General features: G+C 60.4%; 17 protein-coding genes, 1 pseudogene and 1 riboswitch. Of the genes and pseudogenes, 10 read left to right on the top strand and 8 right to left on the bottom strand.

The window, feature by feature from the left end; genetic code table 11:
* Positions 1-84: 84 nt before the first annotated feature.
* Together PYH37_RS15415 and PYH37_RS15410 are read right to left on the bottom strand one after the other, a co-directional pair.
* Positions 85-1,179: an FAD-binding oxidoreductase gene (locus PYH37_RS15415; RefSeq protein ID WP_280735794.1), complete on the bottom strand. Its 1,095-nt coding sequence runs from the start codon at positions 1,177-1,179 to the stop codon at positions 85-87.
* A gap of 3 nt (positions 1,180-1,182) precedes the next feature.
* The gene (locus PYH37_RS15410; RefSeq protein ID WP_280735793.1) at positions 1,183-2,427 is read right to left on the bottom strand and encodes an aromatic ring-hydroxylating oxygenase subunit alpha; all 1,245 of its coding nucleotides are present in this window, start codon (positions 2,425-2,427) and stop codon (positions 1,183-1,185) included.
* Positions 2,428-2,537: 110 nt separating this feature from the next.
* Positions 2,538-2,739, bottom strand: a riboswitch (cobalamin riboswitch).
* Between the two features lie 299 nt (positions 2,740-3,038).
* Between PYH37_RS15410 and PYH37_RS15405 the strand changes: the two genes are divergently transcribed.
* The 3 genes from PYH37_RS15405 to PYH37_RS15395 all read left to right on the top strand — a co-directional run bounded on the left by PYH37_RS15405 (position 3,039) and on the right by PYH37_RS15395 (position 6,170).
* Positions 3,039-3,638 carry a DUF6656 family protein gene (locus PYH37_RS15405; protein ID WP_280735792.1) on the top strand — a complete coding sequence of 200 codons (600 nt, stop codon included), beginning with the start codon at positions 3,039-3,041 and terminating at the stop codon, positions 3,636-3,638.
* A 78-nt stretch (positions 3,639-3,716) separates the two neighbouring features.
* Positions 3,717-4,694, top strand: a complete 978-nt coding sequence (locus tag PYH37_RS15400) for an L-threonylcarbamoyladenylate synthase (protein ID WP_280735791.1) — start codon at positions 3,717-3,719, stop codon at positions 4,692-4,694.
* A 42-nt stretch (positions 4,695-4,736) separates the two neighbouring features.
* On the top strand, positions 4,737-6,170 hold the full coding sequence (locus PYH37_RS15395; protein WP_280735790.1) for an FAD-binding oxidoreductase: 1,434 nt from the start codon (positions 4,737-4,739) through the stop codon (positions 6,168-6,170).
* Positions 6,171-6,312: 142 nt separating this feature from the next.
* Here the strand turns inward: PYH37_RS15395 and PYH37_RS15390 are convergent, their stop codons facing one another.
* Entirely contained in the window at positions 6,313-8,490 is a 2,178-nt protein-coding gene (locus PYH37_RS15390) for a DUF1217 domain-containing protein (RefSeq protein ID WP_280736054.1), read from the bottom strand.
* A 313-nt stretch (positions 8,491-8,803) separates the two neighbouring features.
* Between PYH37_RS15390 and PYH37_RS15385 the strand changes: the two genes are divergently transcribed.
* On the top strand, positions 8,804-9,370 hold the full coding sequence (locus tag PYH37_RS15385) for a DUF6101 family protein (protein ID WP_280735789.1): 567 nt from the start codon (positions 8,804-8,806) through the stop codon (positions 9,368-9,370).
* Positions 9,371-9,479: 109 nt separating this feature from the next.
* Positions 9,480-9,671 carry a hypothetical protein gene (locus PYH37_RS15380; protein WP_280735788.1) on the top strand — a complete coding sequence of 64 codons (192 nt, stop codon included), beginning with the start codon at positions 9,480-9,482 and terminating at the stop codon, positions 9,669-9,671.
* 189 nt (positions 9,672-9,860) lie between these two features.
* Here the strand turns inward: PYH37_RS15380 and ubiA are convergent, their stop codons facing one another.
* From ubiA to PYH37_RS15365, 3 genes and pseudogenes are all read right to left on the bottom strand, one after another.
* Positions 9,861-10,820 (bottom strand): 4-hydroxybenzoate octaprenyltransferase, encoded by a 960-nt coding sequence (gene ubiA / locus PYH37_RS15375; protein WP_280735787.1) that lies wholly within the window; start codon positions 10,818-10,820, stop codon positions 9,861-9,863.
* An 86-nt stretch (positions 10,821-10,906) separates the two neighbouring features.
* Positions 10,907-11,553, bottom strand: a pseudogene (locus PYH37_RS15370) (MipA/OmpV family protein).
* A gap of 327 nt (positions 11,554-11,880) precedes the next feature.
* On the bottom strand, positions 11,881-12,696 hold the full coding sequence (locus PYH37_RS15365; protein WP_280735786.1) for an AraC family transcriptional regulator: 816 nt from the start codon (positions 12,694-12,696) through the stop codon (positions 11,881-11,883).
* Positions 12,697-12,805: 109 nt separating this feature from the next.
* Here PYH37_RS15365 and PYH37_RS15360 point away from each other — a divergent pair, with 109 nt between their 5' ends.
* The 5 genes from PYH37_RS15360 to PYH37_RS15340 all read left to right on the top strand — a co-directional run bounded on the left by PYH37_RS15360 (position 12,806) and on the right by PYH37_RS15340 (position 19,578).
* Positions 12,806-14,002: an MFS transporter gene (locus PYH37_RS15360; protein WP_280735785.1), complete on the top strand. Its 1,197-nt coding sequence runs from the start codon at positions 12,806-12,808 to the stop codon at positions 14,000-14,002.
* A gap of 161 nt (positions 14,003-14,163) precedes the next feature.
* Positions 14,164-15,204, top strand: coding sequence for a polyamine ABC transporter substrate-binding protein (locus tag PYH37_RS15355; protein WP_280735784.1), 1,041 nt, complete (start codon positions 14,164-14,166; stop codon positions 15,202-15,204).
* Entirely contained in the window at positions 15,201-17,579 is a 2,379-nt protein-coding gene (locus tag PYH37_RS15350) for a putative bifunctional diguanylate cyclase/phosphodiesterase (protein ID WP_280735783.1), read from the top strand. Before PYH37_RS15355 ends, PYH37_RS15350 begins: the two co-directional genes overlap by 4 nt.
* Positions 17,580-17,678: 99 nt before the next feature.
* Positions 17,679-18,950 (top strand): phosphoribosylamine--glycine ligase, encoded by a 1,272-nt coding sequence (purD, locus tag PYH37_RS15345; RefSeq protein WP_280735782.1) that lies wholly within the window; start codon positions 17,679-17,681, stop codon positions 18,948-18,950.
* Between the two features lie 103 nt (positions 18,951-19,053).
* On the top strand, positions 19,054-19,578 hold the full coding sequence (locus PYH37_RS15340) for a plant virulence effector HPE1-like domain-containing protein (RefSeq protein ID WP_280735781.1): 525 nt from the start codon (positions 19,054-19,056) through the stop codon (positions 19,576-19,578).
* A gap of 117 nt (positions 19,579-19,695) precedes the next feature.
* On the opposite strand, the gene PYH37_RS15335 is transcribed toward PYH37_RS15340, so the two are convergent.
* Both PYH37_RS15335 and PYH37_RS15330 read right to left on the bottom strand, forming a co-directional pair.
* The gene (locus PYH37_RS15335) at positions 19,696-20,202 is read right to left on the bottom strand and encodes a 2-thiouracil desulfurase family protein (protein WP_280735780.1); all 507 of its coding nucleotides are present in this window, start codon (positions 20,200-20,202) and stop codon (positions 19,696-19,698) included.
* 41 nt (positions 20,203-20,243) lie between these two features.
* Positions 20,244-20,840: a LysE family translocator gene (locus PYH37_RS15330; RefSeq protein WP_280735779.1), complete on the bottom strand. Its 597-nt coding sequence runs from the start codon at positions 20,838-20,840 to the stop codon at positions 20,244-20,246.
* Positions 20,841-20,845: the final 5 nt, after the last annotated feature.

Below are 20,845 nucleotides of genomic sequence, written 5' to 3'. Positions count from 1 at the left end.
TTCTAGAGCATCCCGCTTCCAGCGGTTCCGCTTGAAAGCGGGATGCTCTAGCGCCCGCGTTCCGCTCCGACTTTTAAAGCTCGATCAAGCTTCGATCTGCACATCGCTGACCGGCCGGGAACAGCAGGCGAGGATATAGCCTTCCTCGATCTCGTCATCGAGAATGCCGCCGTTGTGGGTCATCTCGACATCGCCGGAAATCTTCTTCACCCGGCACGTGCCGCAGATGCCCCCTTCGCAGGCGGCGCCGATCCTCACTCCATTGACGCGCGCCGTCTGAAGGATCGTCTGGCCCGGAACGGCTGTGACCTCCTTGCCGCTCATGGTGAAAGTCAACCGTGCGGCCTCGACCGGAGCGCCTGCGGCCGGCCCAGCGCGGACGGCAAGCTCCTCGGCGGCGGGTGCGGCCGCCGGCTGGAAGCTTTCCTGATGGTAACGCGCCATCTCGAAACCCGACGCCTTCAGCATTTCCCTCACACCTCGCATGAAGGGCTCGGGACCGCAGCAAAAGACGGTTCTCTCCAGGAAATCCGGCGCAAGCAGCGGCAGCTTCGTCGCATCGATGCGGCCGCGCAATCCGTGCCAACCGTGGCGTGCCTCGTGTCCCTCCACCAGAAAGCCGAGATTGAGCCGCGGCATCTGACGGGCGAGAACTTCAAGCTCGGATTTGAACAGAAGATCGTCCGGCCGTCTCGCGCAGGAAATGAAGGTAACATCCGTTTCCGGTGCGCAATCTCCCATCCAGCGCGTCATCGACATCATCGGGGTGATGCCGGAACCGGCCGAAACGAAAAGATATTTTTCGCCCGGATGGCGGACGAAGCTGAAATCGCCGAGCGGCCCGAGCGCTTTCAGCGTCATGCCCGGCTTCAGATTGTCGAACATCCAGCGCGTACCGACGCTGTCCGCCTGGGCCTTAACCGTGACGGCCACCGAGAGCGGACGCGAGGGCGAGGACGATAGAGTATAGGTGCGCATCACCGACTCCTCGCCGACGGGCAGTTCAAGCGTCACGAACTGTCCCGGCAGATAACGGAACCAGGCCGGTTTGTCGGACCGGAACGTGAAAGTCATCACATCCGCAGTCTCGGCAACCGTCGAAGTGCACTCAAGCATGTGCTGGCGATCGATCCAGGGATGCAGTTCATCGAAATGGCGGAAGGAGGCGGCCATTTCCATGGGTCATGCCACCCGCGAGAGAGGAGCGGCAGCGCCCTGAAGGCGGTTCTGCATGAAGTTCGAATACCATTCGACGAACTGCATCACGCCCCCCTCGTGCTCGGCCGAATAGGGACCGGGCTCATAAGCCGGCGAGCGGATGCCGAAGGCATTCTCCTCAACGATACGGCGGTCCTGATCGTTGGTTTCCGTCCAGACATGGGTGAGTTCCTCGATCGTGTAATCGACGCCTTCGATCGCATCCTTGTTGACCAGCCATTTGGTCGTGACCTCAGTCAATTCGGGCCCCAGCGGCAAGACGCGGAAGGTGATCGCGTGGTCGCCGAGCACGTGGTTCCAGGTCGTCGGGTAGTGGAAGAGAAGCAGCGTGCCGATCCGGCTCGCGTTGACGTCGGCGGAAAGCTGCTTACGGACGGCCTTCTCACCCGACATGGTGTAGCTCTCGGCGTCGTTGATCAACGGCATTCTCGTCGTGCGGAACTGGCCGGTCGGCGAGATCTTGAAAGCGCTTGGCAGCCCCGCTGCCTCGCATTGCGCCCAATGGGCGGCAATTTCCGGATCGTCCATCGAGGCCTGAACGCCGGTGACCGTCGGAGCCTCGGGGTACGTCCGGCAGAGCTCCGGATGGTTGGCGGCACAGTGGTAGCACTCGCGATTGTTCTCCCAGACGAGCTTCCAGTTGCCCTTCTCGACGATGGTGCTCTCGTAGGCGACCTTGGTTTCGCCAAGGCGATGCGGCGCGAGATAGCCTGCCGCCATGTCGCGGAAGGGCTGAAAATCCATGGGCTGGTCGGCGAGGCTGATGAAGATATATCCTCCAACGGTCTCGCAGTGCACCGGCTTCAGGCTGTGCTGGGCGGGGTCGAAGCCCTCGGGCATCTGCCGCGCGAAAAGCAGCCTGCCGTCGAGTTCGTAGGTCCATTGATGATAGGGACAGACGAGTTTGGCCGAAGAGCCCTTCTGCTGCGCGCAGACGCGCGAGCCGCGGTGGCGACAGGAGTTGTGCAGCGCCCGGATGGTCCCCTGCCGGTCGCGAACGACGACAATCGGATAGTCGCCGACCTGGACCGTAAAATAATTCCCGGCTCTTGGGATTTCGCAATCATGGCCGATGAAGAGCCAATCCTTGTACCAGATATGCTCCAGATCCTGGCGGTAATAGTCGGGGTCGATATAGAAAGCCCGGTCGAGGCTGTACCCGTTGCGGCGGCTTTTCAGCTTGCGCAGCATGTCGTTCTGAATGTCCATGTCCCATCCTCATTCGCCACGTTTCGGAGAGGCAGGACAGGAACCAAACGCCGGCGATGACGCCGGCGCGCCATGTGGTTCCGATCCGGCTGCCCGCCGCAACCAGTTACGGTTGATTTCGCTTCAAGGCTGGTTTCCGGGCTCTGGAGCAGTCCACGAAGGACCAGCCCGGCGCCTTCCCGGACCGATTTGTCCAGTGGCCTTGTGCCGAGGCTTTTTGCTCCACCACCGTTGCGGGGGCAGCGCCGGGATTTGACCGGCTTCCCAATTCTCCGCCCTCCCTAAGGCGGCACCTTGAGTGTGGGTATCTAAGCCGGCGGATAGCCTTGACAACTGCCGGTTCGCGACATCCGTTTCCAGAAAGACGACAGATATTCCGGCATCTGCGCGTCATGTAAGAAATGATATTTTCCATTTGTAAACAACGCGATAGCGGAAAACTTGAGCAATTGGCGATTTTTTCGGCAGCGCAGTCTCGGCTGCGAAAGAGGCTCGCCCTTTTGCGACACCCGCATCGAGCGCGCCCCGGCGGAAAACATTCATTAACCCTGATCACTTAGCATCCGCTAACGGATCAACCGTTTCACCGGCAGGGTGGCGCATTAACGTCGATGGCAAAGCTCAGATATTACGACGCGGCCGAAAGGGCACCCGCCCTGGCACCAAAGGCTGCAATCCATACCGAGTTCCTGAGGACGGGCCGCATCGATCGGCGCCGCCACTGGATAGCCGAGCAGCGGCGCTATCTGACACATGACGAAGTCGCGGAGCGGACCGGACGCAAACTGACGGCAGCCGGCGAGACGACCCACAAGCGGATCAACAGCTTCCATGCTTCGATCCGCTTTCCAAAGATGATCTTTCACCGGACGCTCGCCAACAGTCCTCACCTTGGTTACTGCCATGTGACCGGCGCCAGAACGCATCTGGCCCACTCGCGAGAGGTCACCTGGGCCTTCTACTTTGCGAACTTTTTCTCCGAGCTTGGTGACGAGACGCATTTCTTCGATCGAATACAGCCGGGCTATTCGCGCATGTATTTCGCCGTCGCCATCGAACCCGACGCCTATGATCGGCACATGGTCGTCAATCGCTACGTTCGCGGCAACGGACTGATCTTCCGCACACAGGATCCGATGATAGCGCTCAAGAACGTGCTGATGCTCGGCGCCGCAGACGAGGCGCTGCGCAAAATCATCCGCAACCTCTGACCAGCCCTCGCACGCAGAAAATCGTTCTGTTTTCGCGACACCTCCTTTAAGGAAGCGTCGGAAAGGAATGGAAACGCCATGGCCGAAATCATCGACACGCGCATCGAGCCGGATCGGGCGATCGAGAGAGCCTGCGCCATACTTTCCGAAGGCGAACCGGTCGCGATCCCGACGGAAACGGTCTATGGCCTTGCTGCCGATGCCACCAATGCCGACGCGATCAGCCACATTTACGAGATGAAAGGGCGGCCGCGCTTCAATCCTTTGATCTGCCATGTTTCGGACATTGCGATGGCCGAGAAGCACGTCGAATTCGATCCGATTTCGCGGCGCCTGGCGGAAGTCTTCTGGCCCGGCCCTCTTACCTTGATCCTGCGGCAGCGGCCGGAGAGTACCGTCCATGCGCTCGCGTCCGCCGGTCTCGATACGCTCGGCATCCGCATGCCGGATGGCTTTTCGCGGCAGGTGATCGCCCGTTTCGGACGACCGCTCGCGGCGCCGAGCGCGAATACGTCCGGCAAGATCAGCCCGACTAGTGCGGCCCATGTGGAAGCGGATCTCGGATCCAAGCTCAAGCTTATTCTCGATGCAGGCCCCGCGCAGATCGGCCTTGAGTCGACGATCATCAAGCTCGATGATCGGAAGCTCCGGCTGCTGCGGCCAGGCGGGCTCGACGTGGCGGAGGTCGAGGCACTTACCGGCCTTACGGTCGAGCGTTCGGAAACCGCCGGCGCGGCGATCGAAGCGCCGGGCATGCTCGCTTCGCATTACGCGCCGGGCGCCGCCGTACGGCTGAATGCCGAAGACGTCCGACAGGGAGAAGCGCTGATCCGTTTCGGCGGAAAGCCGCTTCCCGGCGAAAGCGAGGCGGCGATCGTGCTCGAGCTCAGCCCGGCGGGCAATCTTCGGGAGGCGGCCGCCAACCTCTTCGATTATATGAAAAAGGCGGATGCAAGCGGCGCTGCGACCATCGCCTTCGGCCCGATCCCGGCCGAGGGACTTGGCGAAGCGATTGTCGATCGCCTGCAACGGGCGGCTGCCCCTAGAGCGGGATGAGGCGCTCCAACGAATAAATCATCCTGATCCAAGGCAGAGGCCATGACGACCATTATTCCTTCTCCCGAACTGATCACCTCCTTCACCGAGATCGTCGGCCCCGGCAATGCCCTCACCGGTCCGTCAGAGACGGCGCCTTATCTCGTCGAGTCGCGCGGGCTCTATCGCGGCACGACGCCTCTCGTATTGCGGCCCGGTGCGGTCGCTGAAGTTTCGCGCATCCTGCAGCTCGCCAGCCGGACCCGCACGGCAATCGTTCCGCAGGGCGGTAATACCGGGCATGTGGCCGGGCAGATCCCGCGTGAAGGAAAAGCCGACGTCGTCCTCTCGCTCGAGCGGCTGAACCGCATCCGTGATATCGATCCAGTCGGCAATGTCATCGTCGCCGATGCCGGTTGCATCCTCGCCGACATCCAGAAAGCCGCGGACGACAATGGCCGACTATTCCCCCTTTCGCTCGGTTCGGAAGGATCGGCACGGATCGGCGGCAATCTCTCGACCAATGCAGGCGGCACCGCCGTACTTGCCTACGGCAACATGCGACAGCTTTGCCTCGGGCTGGAAGTCGTGCTTCCGACGGGGGAGATCTGGGACGGGTTGCGACGGCTGAAGAAGGACAATACCGGCTACGATCTCCGTGACCTCTTCATCGGCGCCGAGGGAACCCTCGGGGTCATAACCGGAGCCGTGCTAAAGCTGTTTCCGAAGCCGCTCGGCCATCAGGTCGCATTTGCGGGCCTCAAGAGCGTCGAAGATGCGCTCGCCCTTTTCGAGCGCGCCTCAAGCCTCTGCGGTCCTGCCCTGACCGGCTTCGAGCTGATGCCGAGGCTCGGCATAGAATTCACGACCCGGCACATTCCCGGGGTTCACGATCCGATGGAAACGTCGCATCCCTGGTACGTTCTGATCGATGTCTCGACCTCGGAGTCCGCTGAGAGTGCGGAGCGGATAATCCAGAACCTGCTCGAGGCGGCGGCCGACGATGGCCTCATAGAAAACGCCGTCATCGCAACGAGCGAAGCCAAATGCAAGGCGCTGTGGCATATGCGCGAGAGCATGTCGCCGGCACAGAAGCCCGAAGGCGGCTCGATCAAGCATGACGTATCGGTTCCGGTATCGAGCATTCCCGCTTTCATGGCCGAGGCGGATGCCGCAGTCATGACGGCCATACCCGGCGCACGCATCTGCGCCTTCGGTCATGTGGGCGACGGCAACATCCACTACAACATCTCGCAGCCGGTCGGCGCAGACAAGCAGGCCTTCCTCGGGCGGTGGCGGGAGATCAACGCCATCGTCCACGCGATCGTGCTCAAACATAACGGCTCGATCTCGGCCGAACACGGCATCGGTCAGCTGAAGCGCGATGAGCTCGCGAAAATCCGACCGGCGATCGAACTCGAGCTGATGCAACGCATCAAGCACGCCTTCGATCCGGCCGGCATCATGAATCCCGGCAAGGTGTTGCGGGAGGATTGAAATCCGCTTGGTAAGCGGTGCAGGAAATCGGTTCGGCGCTAGAGCGCCGTGCGTTCAAGTGAACGCACAAAGGACGCTCTAGCACATTGGATTCTAGAGCATCTTGTCCGGTTCCAGCGGCTCCGCTTGAAAGCGGGATGCTCTAGCCGCCCAATCTGAGCTGCGTGAGCTGCATCAGCGTATCAGCGCTGATCCCGAAGCCGCTGCCACCGGAAAGAATGGTGGCGGCGGGCGAAACGTCGGTGTTGTTCTCGACGTCATAGAGCGCGGTAAATCGCTGCAGTAGCTTTTCGAGCTTCTCTGGATCGTGCAGATCCTCGATATCCAGAACGCGTTTGATATATTCAGCCTGCACGTCGATGTCGGAACTCGCCATCTCCTGGGGGATGCTGAAAGCGGTGCGGACGACCTGCATCAAGGCATTGTCGGCGAGCAAGTCATAGGCGGTGTTGACGTCCGAAGCCATGCGCTTGAAATAAAGCGCCAGGCGCACGCCGGCATTGTCTTCCCCGGCATTTTCTTCCAGCGTCTGGTTCAGATAAAGATCCATCGTGGAAATGATGCCGCGTCGGGTCTGGATCTCGCCCGCTGTTCCGCGAAGCAGCTTGCCCTCCGTATCGAAATTGAAGGAGGCCACGATTTCACGGTAGCGCGTGTCGCTTTCGGTATTGATGAAGCTTTCCGGATCATCGAGGTCGGAGATAAACATCTCCTCGATATAGCTGGTCTCGACTGTTTCGGGATCGATGCCGGCGGCGAGAAGGACGAAGTCGACCAGCCGGCGGTTTCCGAGAAAGTCGTCGAGCGTCTCGATCTTCTCGATCTCGGCGCTGTAGTATTTGGCCTCTTCCTGCGCCTTGGTCTTGTCCTCCTCCGTGCCGAAGCGGCTCTTTTCGATGACGTAGGATTTCGATGTGTTGAGGATTTCCGCCTCGGACTGCGCGAGCTTCGGTGCGCCGAGTGTGCCGTCCGGCTGAAAATTGAAAGCCTTGGCGAGCTTCACGTAACGCTCGTCCCTGAGCGAATTGGCGTAGCTGTCAGGATCGCTAAGGTCGCTCGTCAGAACTCTTCTCAGCTTGCGCACGCTGTCGTCTTCATCTTCGAGGCCGAAGGCGCGCAAGGTCAGATTCATCATGCTCGAATCGCTGAGCAGGTCGTCGACGCTGGTCAGCGTGTTGATCAGCATCTTGAAACGCGCAATCAGCGCCTCGTCCGCGGCGTCATCCTTGTCGTTGTAATGGATCATGTAGCCGTCGGACGTGGTGGTGATCTGCGCCGCGGTCTGGGCGCTGTCGCCGCTGGCGAGCGTGCCGTCGGTCTGGAAATTGAACGCGGCGGCCATGGCCTTGTACTCGGCGTTGTATTCCCCACCCATTGTATTGGCGTAACTGTTCGGATCGTTGAGATCGCTCGTCAGAATGTTTTCGAAGGTCGTCGTCAAGGTGCTCGCCGGAAGGCCGAACGCCGTCACCACGTAATTGAACAGACGGGTATCGGCCTTCAATTGCGTGATCGTCGTTATGCTGCCGATCTTTGCCTCATAATAGGCCTTGTTGAGGAGTGCAGCAGCGGAGGTCACGTGGTCGCTGCCGTTCAGGGTGTAGCTTTCGTTGATTGCGCTCTTTTGGGCCGAGTCCTGCGGCAGGGTGCCCGTCGGAAGGCTTCCATCAGTCGCAAAATTGAACGCGTTTGCCAGGTTTAGAGCGTTACTGCTGCCGAGCTTGTTGACGTAGCTGTTCGGGTCGCTGACGTCGCTCGTCAGAATCTGTCTCAAATGGGAATAGGATGTGTATCTGGGATCGAGACCGAAAGCCTTCATCGCGTAGGTTCGAAGACGCTCGTTGCCCAGGAACTGGTCCACATCCGCGACAGTGTCGATCACCGCATTGTAATAGTTCGTCTCGGCATTGACCACGTCAGACTGGTTGGCGATGGTCTCGCTGTAGAGACCGATCAGCGCATCCGTCTGGGCATCGGTCTGGGCAACGGCGGTTGACGCGCCGAAACTGAACGCTTCGGCGAAATTGCGATAGCGCTCGTCTGTCAGACGGTTGGCGAAGCTGTTGTCGTCCTTGAGATCGCTTTCCAGCACCTTGCGCATGAAGGCGACCGCATAGGTCATATCCTCAAGCCCGTGAGCCTTCATCGCATAGGAGTAAAGCCGATAGTCGTCGAGAAACTCGTCGACAGAAGCCACCTTGCCGATATTGGCCTTATAGTATTCCGCTTCGCGGGCGACCAACGGCTGAAGCGACACACGGTTGAGACTGGTTCTCATGTCGCGGGTGATGAGATTGTAGTCGATATAGGTCGAAACCATGCCGCTGCCCTGTCGATCTATCCATATTCCCGTCGAAACGGAATTCTGACGCCGCATGATCTCACGGGGGACTTGTGCGTGGCTTTTCGAGCGCTCGTTTGCGCGGCTCTAAAAAAATGCCCGCGGTTTCGTTGACGAAGGAGAAACCTTGGCGGGTCGGTTTTTGCTAACCATCGGCAGATGCAAAGTTTTTTTAACCGCGATTTTTAAGCCGTCCGGAAGAGCGGCCGCCTATCCTCCTGCCCATAGAGGACGAAAAGTCCCGACGAGAAGACCGGGAACCGGCTCTCAAGGAAAACAAGGGCGATTGAAAATGCGCAATACACTCACTCAACCGGCATGGGTTGAAAACACGCTGAGGCTCGACCCGAAGCGTTTTCCGCAGCAGGCAACTTACGCCCTGCGCGGGCATGTGGGCAAAGTGACCATTAATCTCGACGAGCGTGGCGCTGTGCTGCGCAAGGTGTTACCATCCAGCGGTTTGCCGCTTTCGATCGCCTTGCCTGCAAGAGCGTTCAAGGGTGTCGCAGCGCGGGCCATCGACCATGGGGACGGGGAGGTTACAGTGACGCTAGAACTCCATCACGATGATCCGGATCTCTGCATTCCGCTGCTCGTCGCCCACGACCTTTCCGACATCGCCGCCGACTGGCGCGCCTGGGCCGAAGCCTATCGCACTCCCATGCTGATGGTCGAAGCGGACGGCGTCGCCCGGCCGCTCGAGGAGCATCTCGGCGAAGTCCGCACCGCGGCGGTGAAGCCGCGCCGCCGCCACTCCTTTTTCGCCGAACGCCGGCCGCGCTTTCTCGTACGCCGGTCGACAGGCACGCTCGGCGTCCAGATGAAGATCGACGGGCGCGAAATCATCGCCCGGCGCTGATCGACGTTTTTCTATCTCCAGTGCAAGAAGCCGGCCGTTCCCTGCGGCCGGCTTCTTGTATGTAAGTACAAGGTCTCGATTGCCGCCGGCGTCATCGCCGGCAAGTTCGATGATCGGTCTCTCCGACGTGTTACTGCAGAAACAGCAGGTAGGCGTTCATCGTGCCATAAGCGGCGCACACATGAAGGAGATACCGATGCGCAAGCACCTGCTCGCTACCCTCGTCGCCCTTCGGGCCGTGATTCGTAATTTCATCGCTGCCGAGCGGCGCAAGGCGGATGCCGAACCGAGCTGGGCTTGAAAAGCAGTCTGGCTCGGGTCAACCGCGCCTGAAGAGCGCTAGCCGAGTTGAAATCCACTACCGCATGTTTTCCTTAAATCGGAGTCCGATTTAAGAAAAACATGTAGCAAATCAAAGTGCTACAGCGACTTTTGCGCGTCTGAAAGGACGTACAGCGCTGTAAATCCTCCGGAGCTCTCGGAAGGTTTTTCATATCAGGCGCACGAGAAGCGCCAGCACGAGCCCCGCGAAGACGATGAGGCCGATGATGCCGTTGAACTTGAACAATGCAAGGCACTGTAGCGGATCGTGGATGTTTAAGACCAGGATCTGATAGCCGAGCATCACGGCCGCCACGACAAGGGCCGCATAGGCGAAGAAGCCGGCGCCCGCGGCGAGGAATGCGAAAAATATCAGGAGAACGGCCAGCCCATAGAGCCCGATCAGCCAGGGCCTTGGATTGTCGCCGAAGCGGCGTGCGGTCGAGCGGACGCCGATCAGTTCGTCATCTTCCCTATCCTGATAGGCATAGATCGTATCGTAACCGATGGTCCAAGCAATGGCGGCGCCGTAGAGGATTATCGAGGCGAGAGCCAGTTCGCCGAATTCCGCCGCCCAGCCCATGACGGCGCCCCAGGAAAATGCGAGGCCCAGGAACAGTTGCGGCCAATCCGTGAAGCGCTTTGCAAACGGATAGATCGCCACCAGCGCAAGCGACAGGATGCCGAGGAAAATGGTAAAGCCGTTGAACTGCAAGAGAATGATAAGTCCCGCCAAGGCCTGCAGCACCATGAAGGCTTTGGCCCCAAAACGCGTGACGCGACCGGAAGGCAGCGGGCGCGAGCGGGTACGCGCCACTTCCATATCGATGTCATGGTCCACGATATCATTGTAGGTGCAGCCAGCGCCGCGCATGGCGATCGCGCCGGCGATGAAGAGAAACACGTGAAAGACGAAGCGCTCCGGAGAGAAGCTGCCGAGAGAAGCTGCCGTTCCCGCGGCCAGTGCGACAGACCAGAGGCACGGCCACATCAGCAATTGCCAGCCGATCGGCCTGTCCCAGCGGGCGAGCTGCGCATAGGGCCAGAGCGCGCGCGGCAATACCCGGTAGACCCAGTTGTTGGACGGCGCGTCATGTACGCGCCCGTGTTCGGCGGACGAAGTGTTCATGGCTCCTGTTTGACCGCGCAAGTTCCAGCGGTCAAGTTCCAGCGGTCAGGCGCCTGCAATCATTCGCGCAATCTTCCGTCCAGCGATCAAGGAAGGGTGAAGTCGAAACGGTAGGTCGCGGTGACACCGACGAGCAACTGATTGCGGCTGCCACGTTCGCGCACAAGGCTCGAATCCGCGGCGGCGCCCATCAGCCGCCGATATTCGGCATAGCGCCGGCTTCCAGCTTCTCTGTCGCCGCCCAAGTGATCGCAGCGCCAACACCGGCGGAATGAATACCGCCATGCGGATTATAGGTGCTGAGGCCCGATGCGGCGGATTCGGCGGCATTCACGCCGTAATAGGCGTCGAAATAGTCGCTCGTGGCCGCGGTCACACGCGGGCCGGCGGAAACGCGGACATTGCTGCTGACATCGACGAATGCATCGGCGGCAACGTCGGCGACGATGCCATGGTGGCTGCGGATACCCTGGCGGACTTCGGCGCGGATGCGCATCCAGTCCGTGGGATAGACCTCAGCGAAGCCGCCGAGCTCCCCGCCGAACTTGACCGGGTCCAGCCCTTTGAGGTCACTGGACGTATCGGCGTCGCGACCGAAGATCAGCTTGGCGGCAACACCGGCGCGAAAGCCACCCTGATCGATAAGCGCATAGGACATGTTGTCGTTGCGCGACGAGAAGCGCACCGTGCTGCCCGCCCTCCCGAGAGAGACGAGGGGCGCGGCCTGAAACATCCGTTTCGAAGCGCCTTCGTATTTCGGACCGAGAAAACCGGTGGCACCGACCTTCAAATACCAGTCGCCCGACCAGAAATAGGAGCCGTCGCCGGCCGAAGCGGCACCAGCCGTGAAAAGAAAAGCTCCAGACAAAAGGAAAGCAATACGGATACGCAAGGAACAACTCCGGATGAATCATTCGGCGGCACGAACTTGGAACGTGCCGATGCACGAAGAAGGGGAGCGGCTTGATTTGGCACGGCAATCGCTTATCGGCGACGTGTTCCTACGATTCGGTTAACCAGGTCAATTCAGCTTTCGGTTTCCATGGCATGCCCGATTCAATCACGTCTGCTGGCCGCGGAGATAGAGGCTCGGCGGCGCGCCTAGCATCCGGCGAAACATGGTGGTGAACGCGGCGACATTGTCATAGCCGGCATCGAGCGCCACGGTGGTAACCGGTTCGCCATCGGCAATGCGCGGCAACGAGGCGAAGATGCAGGCCTGCTGGCGCCAAGTGACGAAGCTGATGCCCATCTCGCGCCGGAATAGCCGCGTGAAAGAACGGCGGCTGATGCCCAGGCGTGCAGCCCACTCATCGGTATTGGCGTTTGCCGAAGGCGCTTTCAAAAATTGCCGGCAGAGGGCGGCGAGCCTGCGGTCCTGTGGAAACGGCAGACCGAGCGGCCGCTCCTTAAGGCGTGGAATTTCCTCGAGCAACAAATCCGTGATCAGTTGCTCGCGCCGGTCCGATGTCGTTTCGTTCTCAAGACCGACGAGTTCGTCGATGAGGCTGCCGACAAGAGCGGTGATCTCCAGCACCAAAGGCCGGCGAGCCCGGTTCATCGCCGACGAGATGTAGATCGAATGCATCCGCACGTCGCTCACCATCTCAGCCGAATGTTCCATGCCGGCGGGGATGAGCAGGGCATGGCCAGGAGGAATCATCCATCGTCCGCCTGCCGTATGCACCAGTACAACTCCGGAGCGCGCCCACCAGAGCTGAGTGCGGCTGTGGCTGTGAAGGGGTACGATCAGCCCGGAGCCATAATCCCGCCCGATTGCCAGAACGGGGACATTCGCCTGCTCAATCCATTCCAGACTTCTGAAATGGTCCGCATCCGGCAGCGCCGGCAGATAATGTTGATCGGGTTTCGCCATGTGGCCCACTCGCGAAAGAACTAGACCAAATCACAAAAGCAGGCCAGCAGCAAGCGGGCTAGAGATGAACGGAAGGTTCCGACAGCGGGCCGTTCGGAAGGAACATCTCATGGCATCGGTTACGTCCGCGGGCGGCATCAGCCCGGAAAAGACAGCTTTCTCCGTCATCCTTGCCGTCAGCTTCTGCCACATGCTGAACGACATCATGCAGTCGCTGCTGACGGCGATTTACCCGCTGCTCAAGGAGAATTACGCTCTCGATTTCGTCCAGATCGGCCTCCTGACCTTCACCTTTCAAGTGACGGCCTCGATGTTGCAGCCGGCGGTCGGCATCGTCACCGATCGGTGGGCGCTCCCCTATTCGCTCCCCGTCGCCATGCTTTCGACCTGCTCTGGACTCGTCCTTCTCGCTAATGCCGATCACTTCTGGATGCTACTGGTGGCGGCAAGCCTGATCGGCGTGGGTTCGGCCATCTTCCATCCGGAATCCTCCCGCGTCGCCCGGCTCGCCTCGGGCGGCCGCCATGGTTTGGCTCAGTCATTGTTCCAGGTCGGAGGAAATGCCGGCAGCGCGGCGGGGCCGCTGCTCGCCGCCTTCATCGTCATCCCATTCGGCCAAGGCAGCCTTGCCTGGTTTTCGATCGTCGCAATCATCGGCTTCTTCGTGCTTTCCTGGGTCAGCACGTGGTACGTGCGGCATCGCCGCACGACGATGAGCCGCTCCGCGCCCAGCCGCGCGCTGCCCCTGCCGAGGGCCCGCGTCCTGTGGGCGGTCGCGATCCTCGTGCTGCTGACGGCAACAAAGAATGTCTACCTCGCCAGTGTTTCCAGCTACTTCACCTTTTTCGTCATTGAAAAGTTCGGCACCAGCGTGCAGCAGGCGCAGCTGATGTTGTTCCTGTTTCTTGGGTCGGCGGCTGCCGGCACCTTCCTCGGCGGGCCAATCGGCGACCGGTATGGCGCGCGCTTCGTCATCTGGTTCTCGATCCTCGGCGTTATCCCGTTCGCGCTTCTGCTTCCCTATGCGAACCTGTTCTGGACAGGCGTGCTCAGCATCGTCATCGGCTTGATCTTCTCATCGGCTTTTTCCGCGATCGTCGTTTTCGCGCAGGAGCTCGTACCCGGTCGCGTGGGGCTCATCGCGGGCGTCTTCTTCGGTTTCGCCTTCGGCTTCGGCGGCATGGGCGCCGCGGTGCTCGGCATCTTTGCCGACAGCCACGGCATCGAGTTCGTCTATCGCATCTGCTCCTATCTGCCACTGCTCGGCATCTTCACCGTCTTCCTGCCGAAAATACCGGCACGATAAAATCATGCGCTGAAGCGACGACAGCGGGCGCTCTTCGGAGCGTTCCGCAGCCACTATCGAGTGCATTCGAAAAGCTGTGCCTCGGCGCTCGCACCGCCGTAATCATTCATAAATTATTGGCAGCTACCGTCGGTGAATGGGGGTTCGAGCAGGGGCTGAGAATGAGGGGGTGCACGGCTATTTCCGTTTTGGTGGCGACGCTGATTTGGACGTCACCGAGCCGTGCCGAAACACTCAACCTGCTTATCTGGGAATCCTATATCGACCAGAAGGTCGTCGACCGTTGGATGGAGAAAACCGGCGTTGCCATTCGTCAGATCAACTATGACAGCGGCGATGCCCGAGACGAGATCCTCGCGAATCCGAGCAGCAACATAGATCTGGTCGTCGTCGGCGAAAACGCGGCAGCACTTTTCGGCAGAAGAGGCATTCTCGCGCCGCTCGCCGAAACGAACGTGCCTTCCCTCAAGGACTACGCGCCGGAATGGCGCAAGCGCTGTGCGGGATTCGGCCTGCCTTATTTTTGGGGCACCGTAGGCATTCTCTATCGTTCCGATGTCATCACGCGGCCACCGACCTCCTGGCAGGATCTGATGCGCCCGGCATCTGCGCTCAAGAAACATATCGCCATGATCAGCGATCACACCGAGGCATTCGTGCCGCCGTTGATGCTGCTCGGCACCTCCATCAATGCCAACGACAACGAAACGCTGAAGGCCGCATTCGATCTCATGAAGAAACAGGCGCCGTTCGTCTTGACTTATGATTATGCAATCACGTCGATCCAGGACCCGGTACTCGGCGACGACATCCATATGGCCCTCGGCTATAGCGGCGATCAGCATGTGCTCAACGACAAGGTGGGCGTGTCCGGGCTGTGGCGCTATTCGGTCCCGAATGAAGGCACGCTTTCCTGGGTCGATTGCCTGGCGGCGAATTCGGCGTCGCCAAACAAGCGGCGCGCGCTTGAGTTTCTCGACTTCATCGGCTCGGCGGAGAGCGCGGCCGCAAACGCGATGGCGCTGACTATGCCGACCACGAGCAGTGCGGCTTTGGCGTTGCTTCCCAAGGCGACGCGCTCCGATCCGGAAATCTATCCGCCACCCGAAATTCTGGCAAAAAGCCAATACCAACAGGAACTCTCCGTTCCTTCGGTGCAGGCGCGCCGACGGATCATCAGCACATTGGCGAATTTCCAGTGACCCTCGGCAAACGCGCGCTCATCCTTATCTTTCCTGTGGTGCTGGCGGGCTATCTTCTCGCGGCCTTTTCTGTTCACATCGCCCAGAGTAGATCGATCCGCGCGCTCGAGCACGCCAAGCTATCGCAACGGCTCGAGCATACCGCCGCCGTCTTCCAGAACGAGGTTCGGCGAAGCAAGGGCTTCCTCAATGCTTTGCTGAACGGCAATGCGCTGCGTCAGTTCGTCTCCGAGACAGACAGGAGCTATCGCGCCAACGCACTCGGGGTGGGCCTGCAGGAGAGCGTAAAATCACTCTCGGACGACCCGATGGGCTTCGTCTCGTTTGTCATTTTCAATTCGAAACTGGAAACCGAATACTATTTCGAAAACAGCTGGGATCCGTTCGCCGAGATCGACCAGGCGCAGGTCGAGCTTGCCAGGCAATTGACCAGACGCTCCAAGCTTGGCGACTGGACCTATCTTCACGGCGCCGGCGATCGGCCCAGAATCGTCTACTCGCTGTTCGTCGATCCGATCACCTTCGGACGCCCGATGCCGAGTGCCAAGGCAAGCGCGCTGCTGATGCAAGTGGCGGTGCAACCCGACCGCTTCCTCGACATGCAGGCCGCCTTGAAAAAGGAATATGGCGCCGACATCGTTCTGCAGCCCTGGCCCCTGGCAATAACCGACAACCTTTCGGCAAGCGTGCCTCTTGGTCCATCGCTCCATGCGACGCTCACAATTTCCGATGCGCATTTCAACAACCAGATGCTGCGCCAGAAAGTGCTGCTCGCTCTCGGCGCTCTGGTTATGAGTCTCTTCTCCATCTGCCTGATTATCGTGCTGATCCGCCGCTTCATTACCGGCCCGATCGCGACGCTCGACGCCAACGTCATGGCAGTCATGGCCGGTGCCCGCGACGACATCGCGGATGTGAAGGAAGCCGGAGAGATCGGCCGTCTGACCCAGAACATCCGCGAACTACATCGCCAGTCGGTTCATTCGCTGCAGCTCGTACAGCAAAGCTCCTGGACGGACACGCTCACCGGCATCAGCAACCGTGCGCACTTCAACATGCTTGCCGCCACCGCCGTTGGCGAGGCGATCGCCGCCGGTGAAAAACGCAGCCTGCTGTTCATCGACATCGATAATTTCAAGTTCGTCAATGACAAGCACGGCCACAACGTCGGCGACGACCTTTTGAAAACACTGGCCGCACGGATTGCGGACAGTGTCGACACCATCACCCGAAAGCGAGGACAGAAGCCGGCGATCCTCGCGCGTTTATCGGGCGACGAATTTGCGGTTCTTGTGCGTTCGAGGCCAGGAGACGGTACGGTACGGGAAATATCCGCTGCAATCCTCGCCCTGTTTGACGGCGGCTTCGAAGTGTCGGGCAGGCGCTATCCGGTGACCGCAAGTATCGGTGCGGCCATCTGTCCGGACGACGCATCTACAATCGCCGAACTGATTTCCAATGCCGACGCCGCGATGTACCAGGCAAAGAGCGGCGGCAAGAACCGTTCCGCCCGGTTTTCGCGCGCGATCAACGACAAGCGTACCCGTTTGCGCCAAATTCAGGAGGAATTGCGCTCGCTCGATCCCGACGAGCAGTTTCGCCTCGTCTACATGCCGATCGTGGACGCACTCGGTCAAGTCACCGGCTGCGAAGCTCTTTTGCGTTGGCACTCGCCCGTGCTCGGCAGCGTCACGCCGGACGAATTCGTGCCGATCGCCGAGAGCTCCGGCCTCTTCACCAAGATCGACTGGTGGGTCATCGACAAGGCGATGTCCGATTGCGCCCAGTTGAAATCCCTTTTTGGACCGCAAACGGTGTTGGCGATCAATATCTCTTCGGCCGAACTGCACTCGCGATCAATCAGCGATTATTTTTCCGACCGCCTGACGCGCCACGGGATTCAACCGCAATCGATCGATATCGAGCTCACGGAAACCTTTGCCGTCAAAGTCAGCGATCAATTGCACCGGAATATCGAGGAATTGCGGCGGCAAGGTTTCCGTCTTTCGATCGACGATTTTGGCGCCGGCTACACCTCGGTGCAGCAGATCATTGACTATGCCGCGGACACCATCAAGCTGGACAGGGCCCTGGTTTCAAACCTGGCGGCCTCACAATCGCTTCCCGTGCTCCAAGCGGTGATCGCACTCTGCCATGCAAAAGACATGGCGGTAGTCGGCGAGGGAGTGGATACGCCGGAGAAGTTGGCCATGCTCACTGCTGCCGGCTGCGATCGGTTTCAGGGATATCTGATCAGCAAACCCCTTTCACTGGACGATCTGGCGATCTGGGCCTTGACGCGAACGGTGTGCTCCCCTGAGGGGCCGGCGACCGAAGAACTCGTCGCCTGGCCGGCTGCTGCCGCTCTGGCCTGACGGCTTCACCAATTTATGCCACCGGCCGCTTTTTTCTTGACCCGACCGGCCTGCCGTCCTAACCGCAGCGCAACACTTATCTGATGGCGGGGGCTGGCAATGAAGGTTCTTCTGATCGGATCGGGCGGACGCGAACATGCACTTGCATGGAAAATCGCGCAGTCGCCGGAACTGACTGCGCTTTATGCCGCCCCCGGCAATCCGGGCATCGCCGAAGAAGCGACAATCGTTGCGCTTGACACCGAAAATCACGAGGCCGTTGCCGCGTTTTGCCGCCGGGAGGCGATCGACTTCGTCGTCGTCGGCCCCGAGGCGCCGCTCGTCGCCGGTCTCGCAGACGTCCTTCGCGCCGCCAAAATTCCGGTGTTCGGTCCTTCGGCTGCCGCAGCTCAGCTTGAAGGTTCCAAGGGGTTCACCAAGGACCTCTGCGCCAAATATGGAATCCCGACCGGCGCCTATGACCGCTTCACTGAGGCCGCACCTGCCAAGGCCTATATCCGCGAGCATGGTGCGCCGATCGTCATCAAGGCCGACGGCCTTGCTGCCGGCAAGGGCGTTACCGTCGCGATGACGCTCGACGAGGCGCTTGCGGCCGTCGACGAGTGCTTCGCGGGTGCCTTCGGCTCAGCCGGCGCGGAAGTCGTCGTTGAAGCCTATCTCGATGGCGAGGAGGCAAGTTTCTTCTGCCTCTGCGACGGCGAGAGCGCGCTGCCGCTCGCCTCGGCGCAGGATCATAAGCGCGTCGGCGATGGCGATACGGGGCCGAACACCGGCGGCATGGGCGCCTATTCGCCGGCGCCGGTAATGTCGGCTGAAATGGTCGAGCGGACGATGAAGGAAATCATCCAACCGACGATGCGCGGCATGGCCGAGAGCGGCTATCCCTTCACCGGAGTGTTCTTCGCCGGGCTGATGATCACCGCAAAGGGACCGGAACTCATCGAATACAATGTCCGCTTCGGCGACCCCGAATGCCAGGTGCTGATGATGCGGATGAAAAGTGATCTGCTGCCGCTGCTCTATGCAGCCGCGACCGGAACGCTTGGCGGCATGAACATCGAATGGCGAGACGAGGCGGCGCTCACAGTGGTGATGGCCTCGAAAGGCTACCCGGGCACTTACGAGAAGAACACACCGATCACCGCTTTGCCCGATCCGTCTGCGACGACGAAGGTGTTCCATGCAGGGACAGCGATAAAGGACGGCCAACTGGTTGCCTGCGGAGGGCGCGTGCTGAACGTCACCGCCATGGGAGAAAGCGTCAGCGATGCGAAGGACGCAGCCTATGCCGTCCTCAGCGGCATTTCCTGGGAGAACGGCTTCTATCGCCACGACATCGGCTGGCGCGCCGTTGAGCGCGAACGCGCCTGACTTCCGCAGAAATGGCGGCATGATTCAATTTTTACCAATTCTCATGACGGGAAGGTAAGGGAGGACGCCTATTCTTGCCCTCGATAATATCGAGGAGAAATCAATGCGCGCCCTGTTGATCACCGCCGCCTTCGCGCTTGCTTCCGGCACTGCGGCAGCGTCGTCGATCGAGGATGTGGGTTCGGGCAAGGCCGTGAATTCCAGCGTCGCCGCGATTTCTTGTGCAAGCTGCCCGCCGTTGAAGCCAAAAAAGAAATCTTCCTACGTCGTGCCCGATCTCGCACCGGGCACCGAGCGGGTGGAATTCAAGGAAATCGGCGGAGAGGTGAAGTCCGTGCGCACTGAAGCCTGGCTCGGCGGATCGCCGGTCGTCTTCGTCAGCAAGGCATCGGAGGATGCCATCAAGGCAGCGGCAATGAAATCCGCCCAGCCGACAATGGCGAATGCCGCGACCGGCAGCGGCCCCTCTCAGTCGCTGACGCAGGACACGGTCTCCGCGGAAATCGACCGGGCGGCGACCACCGCCGCCATACAGCCAATTTCGCGCGCAGAGCCCGTTGCGGCGTCAATGGCGGACAACAGCTCACGAGAATTTGATCCGTCCGATTTCGCACTTCGGCTAGATTAAGCCCATATAATTTATGTTCCCTGCCCCAGTCAGCCGACCCCTGATTTTCAAGGCTGACGGGCAATTCGCTGCAATGGCGAGAGATTGCGCCCCTGAGAGAAGCAGGGGCGTAATCTTTTAGGGGCAGCCGTTGCCTTCGCCTTCAAGTCTGACGATCAGAGCCTCGATCTCCCGGTCGGAATAGACCTCAATGCCGTTCTGGCGTAGCAGCGCGGCCGTCACTCCCTCTCCCGCAAGACGCTCGCCATTGAAGCTGCCGTTATAGATGAAGCCGGAGCCGCAGGACGGGCTGCCGTCAATCAACAGCGCAAACCGGCAGTTCGTTTCGCGCGCGAGTGAAAGGGCGTTTTCGGCGGCACGACGAAATTCGGCCGTTACGTCTCCACCGGTCTTTTCGAGAACGCGAGCCTGGCCGGAAAGCACGTCGACCCCCGTTTTTCCGCCTTCGATCTCCGCGGGAGGGCGCGGAACCGGCATGCCTGCCGAAATCTCGGGACAGATGGTGACGAGCCGCCCTTCCCGTTGCCAGCGATCGATCACCGGGTGAAGCAACGGCTTCGATGCGCCGTCGTAGCGCACCGCGTGGCCCATGAGACAGGCACTGACGAGAATCCGGGCGGTCATATGATCCTCATAGCCGCCCGGCCCTCGTCTGCTCAAGGGGGCTATCTCAGAAATGCCCATGCGACTGAGGCGAGCAGCAGTACGGCGAAGACCAGGTTGACGATACGCGCTTTTGCGGGATCGCGCAGTGTGGAGGCGATGGCGGCGCCGACGGCGAGCCAAACCGTGTTCACGGTTATGGCGACGAGCACAAGAACCAGAATTTTTGCGATGGTGGCTGAAGCGGCATTCCCGGCCTCGATCGTGCTTCCGACATAGATGGCGCCGATCGCGGCATAGGCCTTGGGATTCGCGATCGCAAGTGCAAAACCTCCGACGAACGAGGGCGTGTGCGAGCCAGGGTCGCTCGCCGCGAGGGGCGGCGCAGTAGCGATGTGCCACGCCAGATAGAGCATGTAGAACCCGGCGAGAACCGCAATCGTCATCCTCATTGCGGGCAGGCCCAGGATCATCGCAGTGACGCCCGTTGCGATCAGCAACACGACGGCGACCGTGCCGAGATTGATGCCTGCGGCGTATCGAGCACTGCGCCGGACACCATGAGCGGCACCCATGCCGGCAAGGCTGAGTGTCGCCGGCCCGGGACTGCCCATGAGCGGCAACGCCGCTGCAATCAGGAGCACCAGATCGTCGGTCATGGCAC

Source organism: Sinorhizobium numidicum, from assembly GCF_029892045.1.
Lineage (GTDB): Bacteria > Pseudomonadota > Alphaproteobacteria > Rhizobiales > Rhizobiaceae > Sinorhizobium > Sinorhizobium numidicum.
The sequence above is the reverse complement of the archived record's forward strand: the minus strand, read 5'-3'. Positions and strand labels throughout refer to the sequence as shown.

Excerpts from the sequence above, each read along its gene's own strand:
- PYH37_RS15415 (WP_280735794.1), bottom strand. The coding sequence starts at position 1,179 with ATGGAAATGGCCGCCTCCTTCCGCCATTTCGATGAACTGCATCCCTGG.
- PYH37_RS15410 (WP_280735793.1), bottom strand. The coding sequence starts at position 2,427 with ATGGACATTCAGAACGACATGCTGCGCAAGCTGAAAAGCCGCCGCAAC.
- PYH37_RS15405 (WP_280735792.1), top strand. The coding sequence starts at position 3,039 with ATGGCAAAGCTCAGATATTACGACGCGGCCGAAAGGGCACCCGCCCTG.
- PYH37_RS15400 (WP_280735791.1), top strand. The coding sequence starts at position 3,717 with ATGGCCGAAATCATCGACACGCGCATCGAGCCGGATCGGGCGATCGAG.
- PYH37_RS15395 (WP_280735790.1), top strand. The coding sequence starts at position 4,737 with ATGACGACCATTATTCCTTCTCCCGAACTGATCACCTCCTTCACCGAG.
- PYH37_RS15390 (WP_280736054.1), bottom strand. The coding sequence starts at position 8,490 with ATGGTTTCGACCTATATCGACTACAATCTCATCACCCGCGACATGAGA.
- PYH37_RS15385 (WP_280735789.1), top strand. The coding sequence starts at position 8,804 with ATGCGCAATACACTCACTCAACCGGCATGGGTTGAAAACACGCTGAGG.
- PYH37_RS15380 (WP_280735788.1), top strand. The coding sequence starts at position 9,480 with ATGATCGGTCTCTCCGACGTGTTACTGCAGAAACAGCAGGTAGGCGTT.
- ubiA (WP_280735787.1), bottom strand. The coding sequence starts at position 10,820 with ATGAACACTTCGTCCGCCGAACACGGGCGCGTACATGACGCGCCGTCC.
- PYH37_RS15365 (WP_280735786.1), bottom strand. The coding sequence starts at position 12,696 with ATGGCGAAACCCGATCAACATTATCTGCCGGCGCTGCCGGATGCGGAC.
- PYH37_RS15360 (WP_280735785.1), top strand. The coding sequence starts at position 12,806 with ATGGCATCGGTTACGTCCGCGGGCGGCATCAGCCCGGAAAAGACAGCT.
- PYH37_RS15355 (WP_280735784.1), top strand. The coding sequence starts at position 14,164 with ATGAGGGGGTGCACGGCTATTTCCGTTTTGGTGGCGACGCTGATTTGG.
- purD (WP_280735782.1), top strand. The coding sequence starts at position 17,679 with ATGAAGGTTCTTCTGATCGGATCGGGCGGACGCGAACATGCACTTGCA.
- PYH37_RS15340 (WP_280735781.1), top strand. The coding sequence starts at position 19,054 with ATGCGCGCCCTGTTGATCACCGCCGCCTTCGCGCTTGCTTCCGGCACT.
- PYH37_RS15335 (WP_280735780.1), bottom strand. The coding sequence starts at position 20,202 with ATGACCGCCCGGATTCTCGTCAGTGCCTGTCTCATGGGCCACGCGGTG.
- PYH37_RS15330 (WP_280735779.1), bottom strand. The coding sequence starts at position 20,840 with ATGACCGACGATCTGGTGCTCCTGATTGCAGCGGCGTTGCCGCTCATG.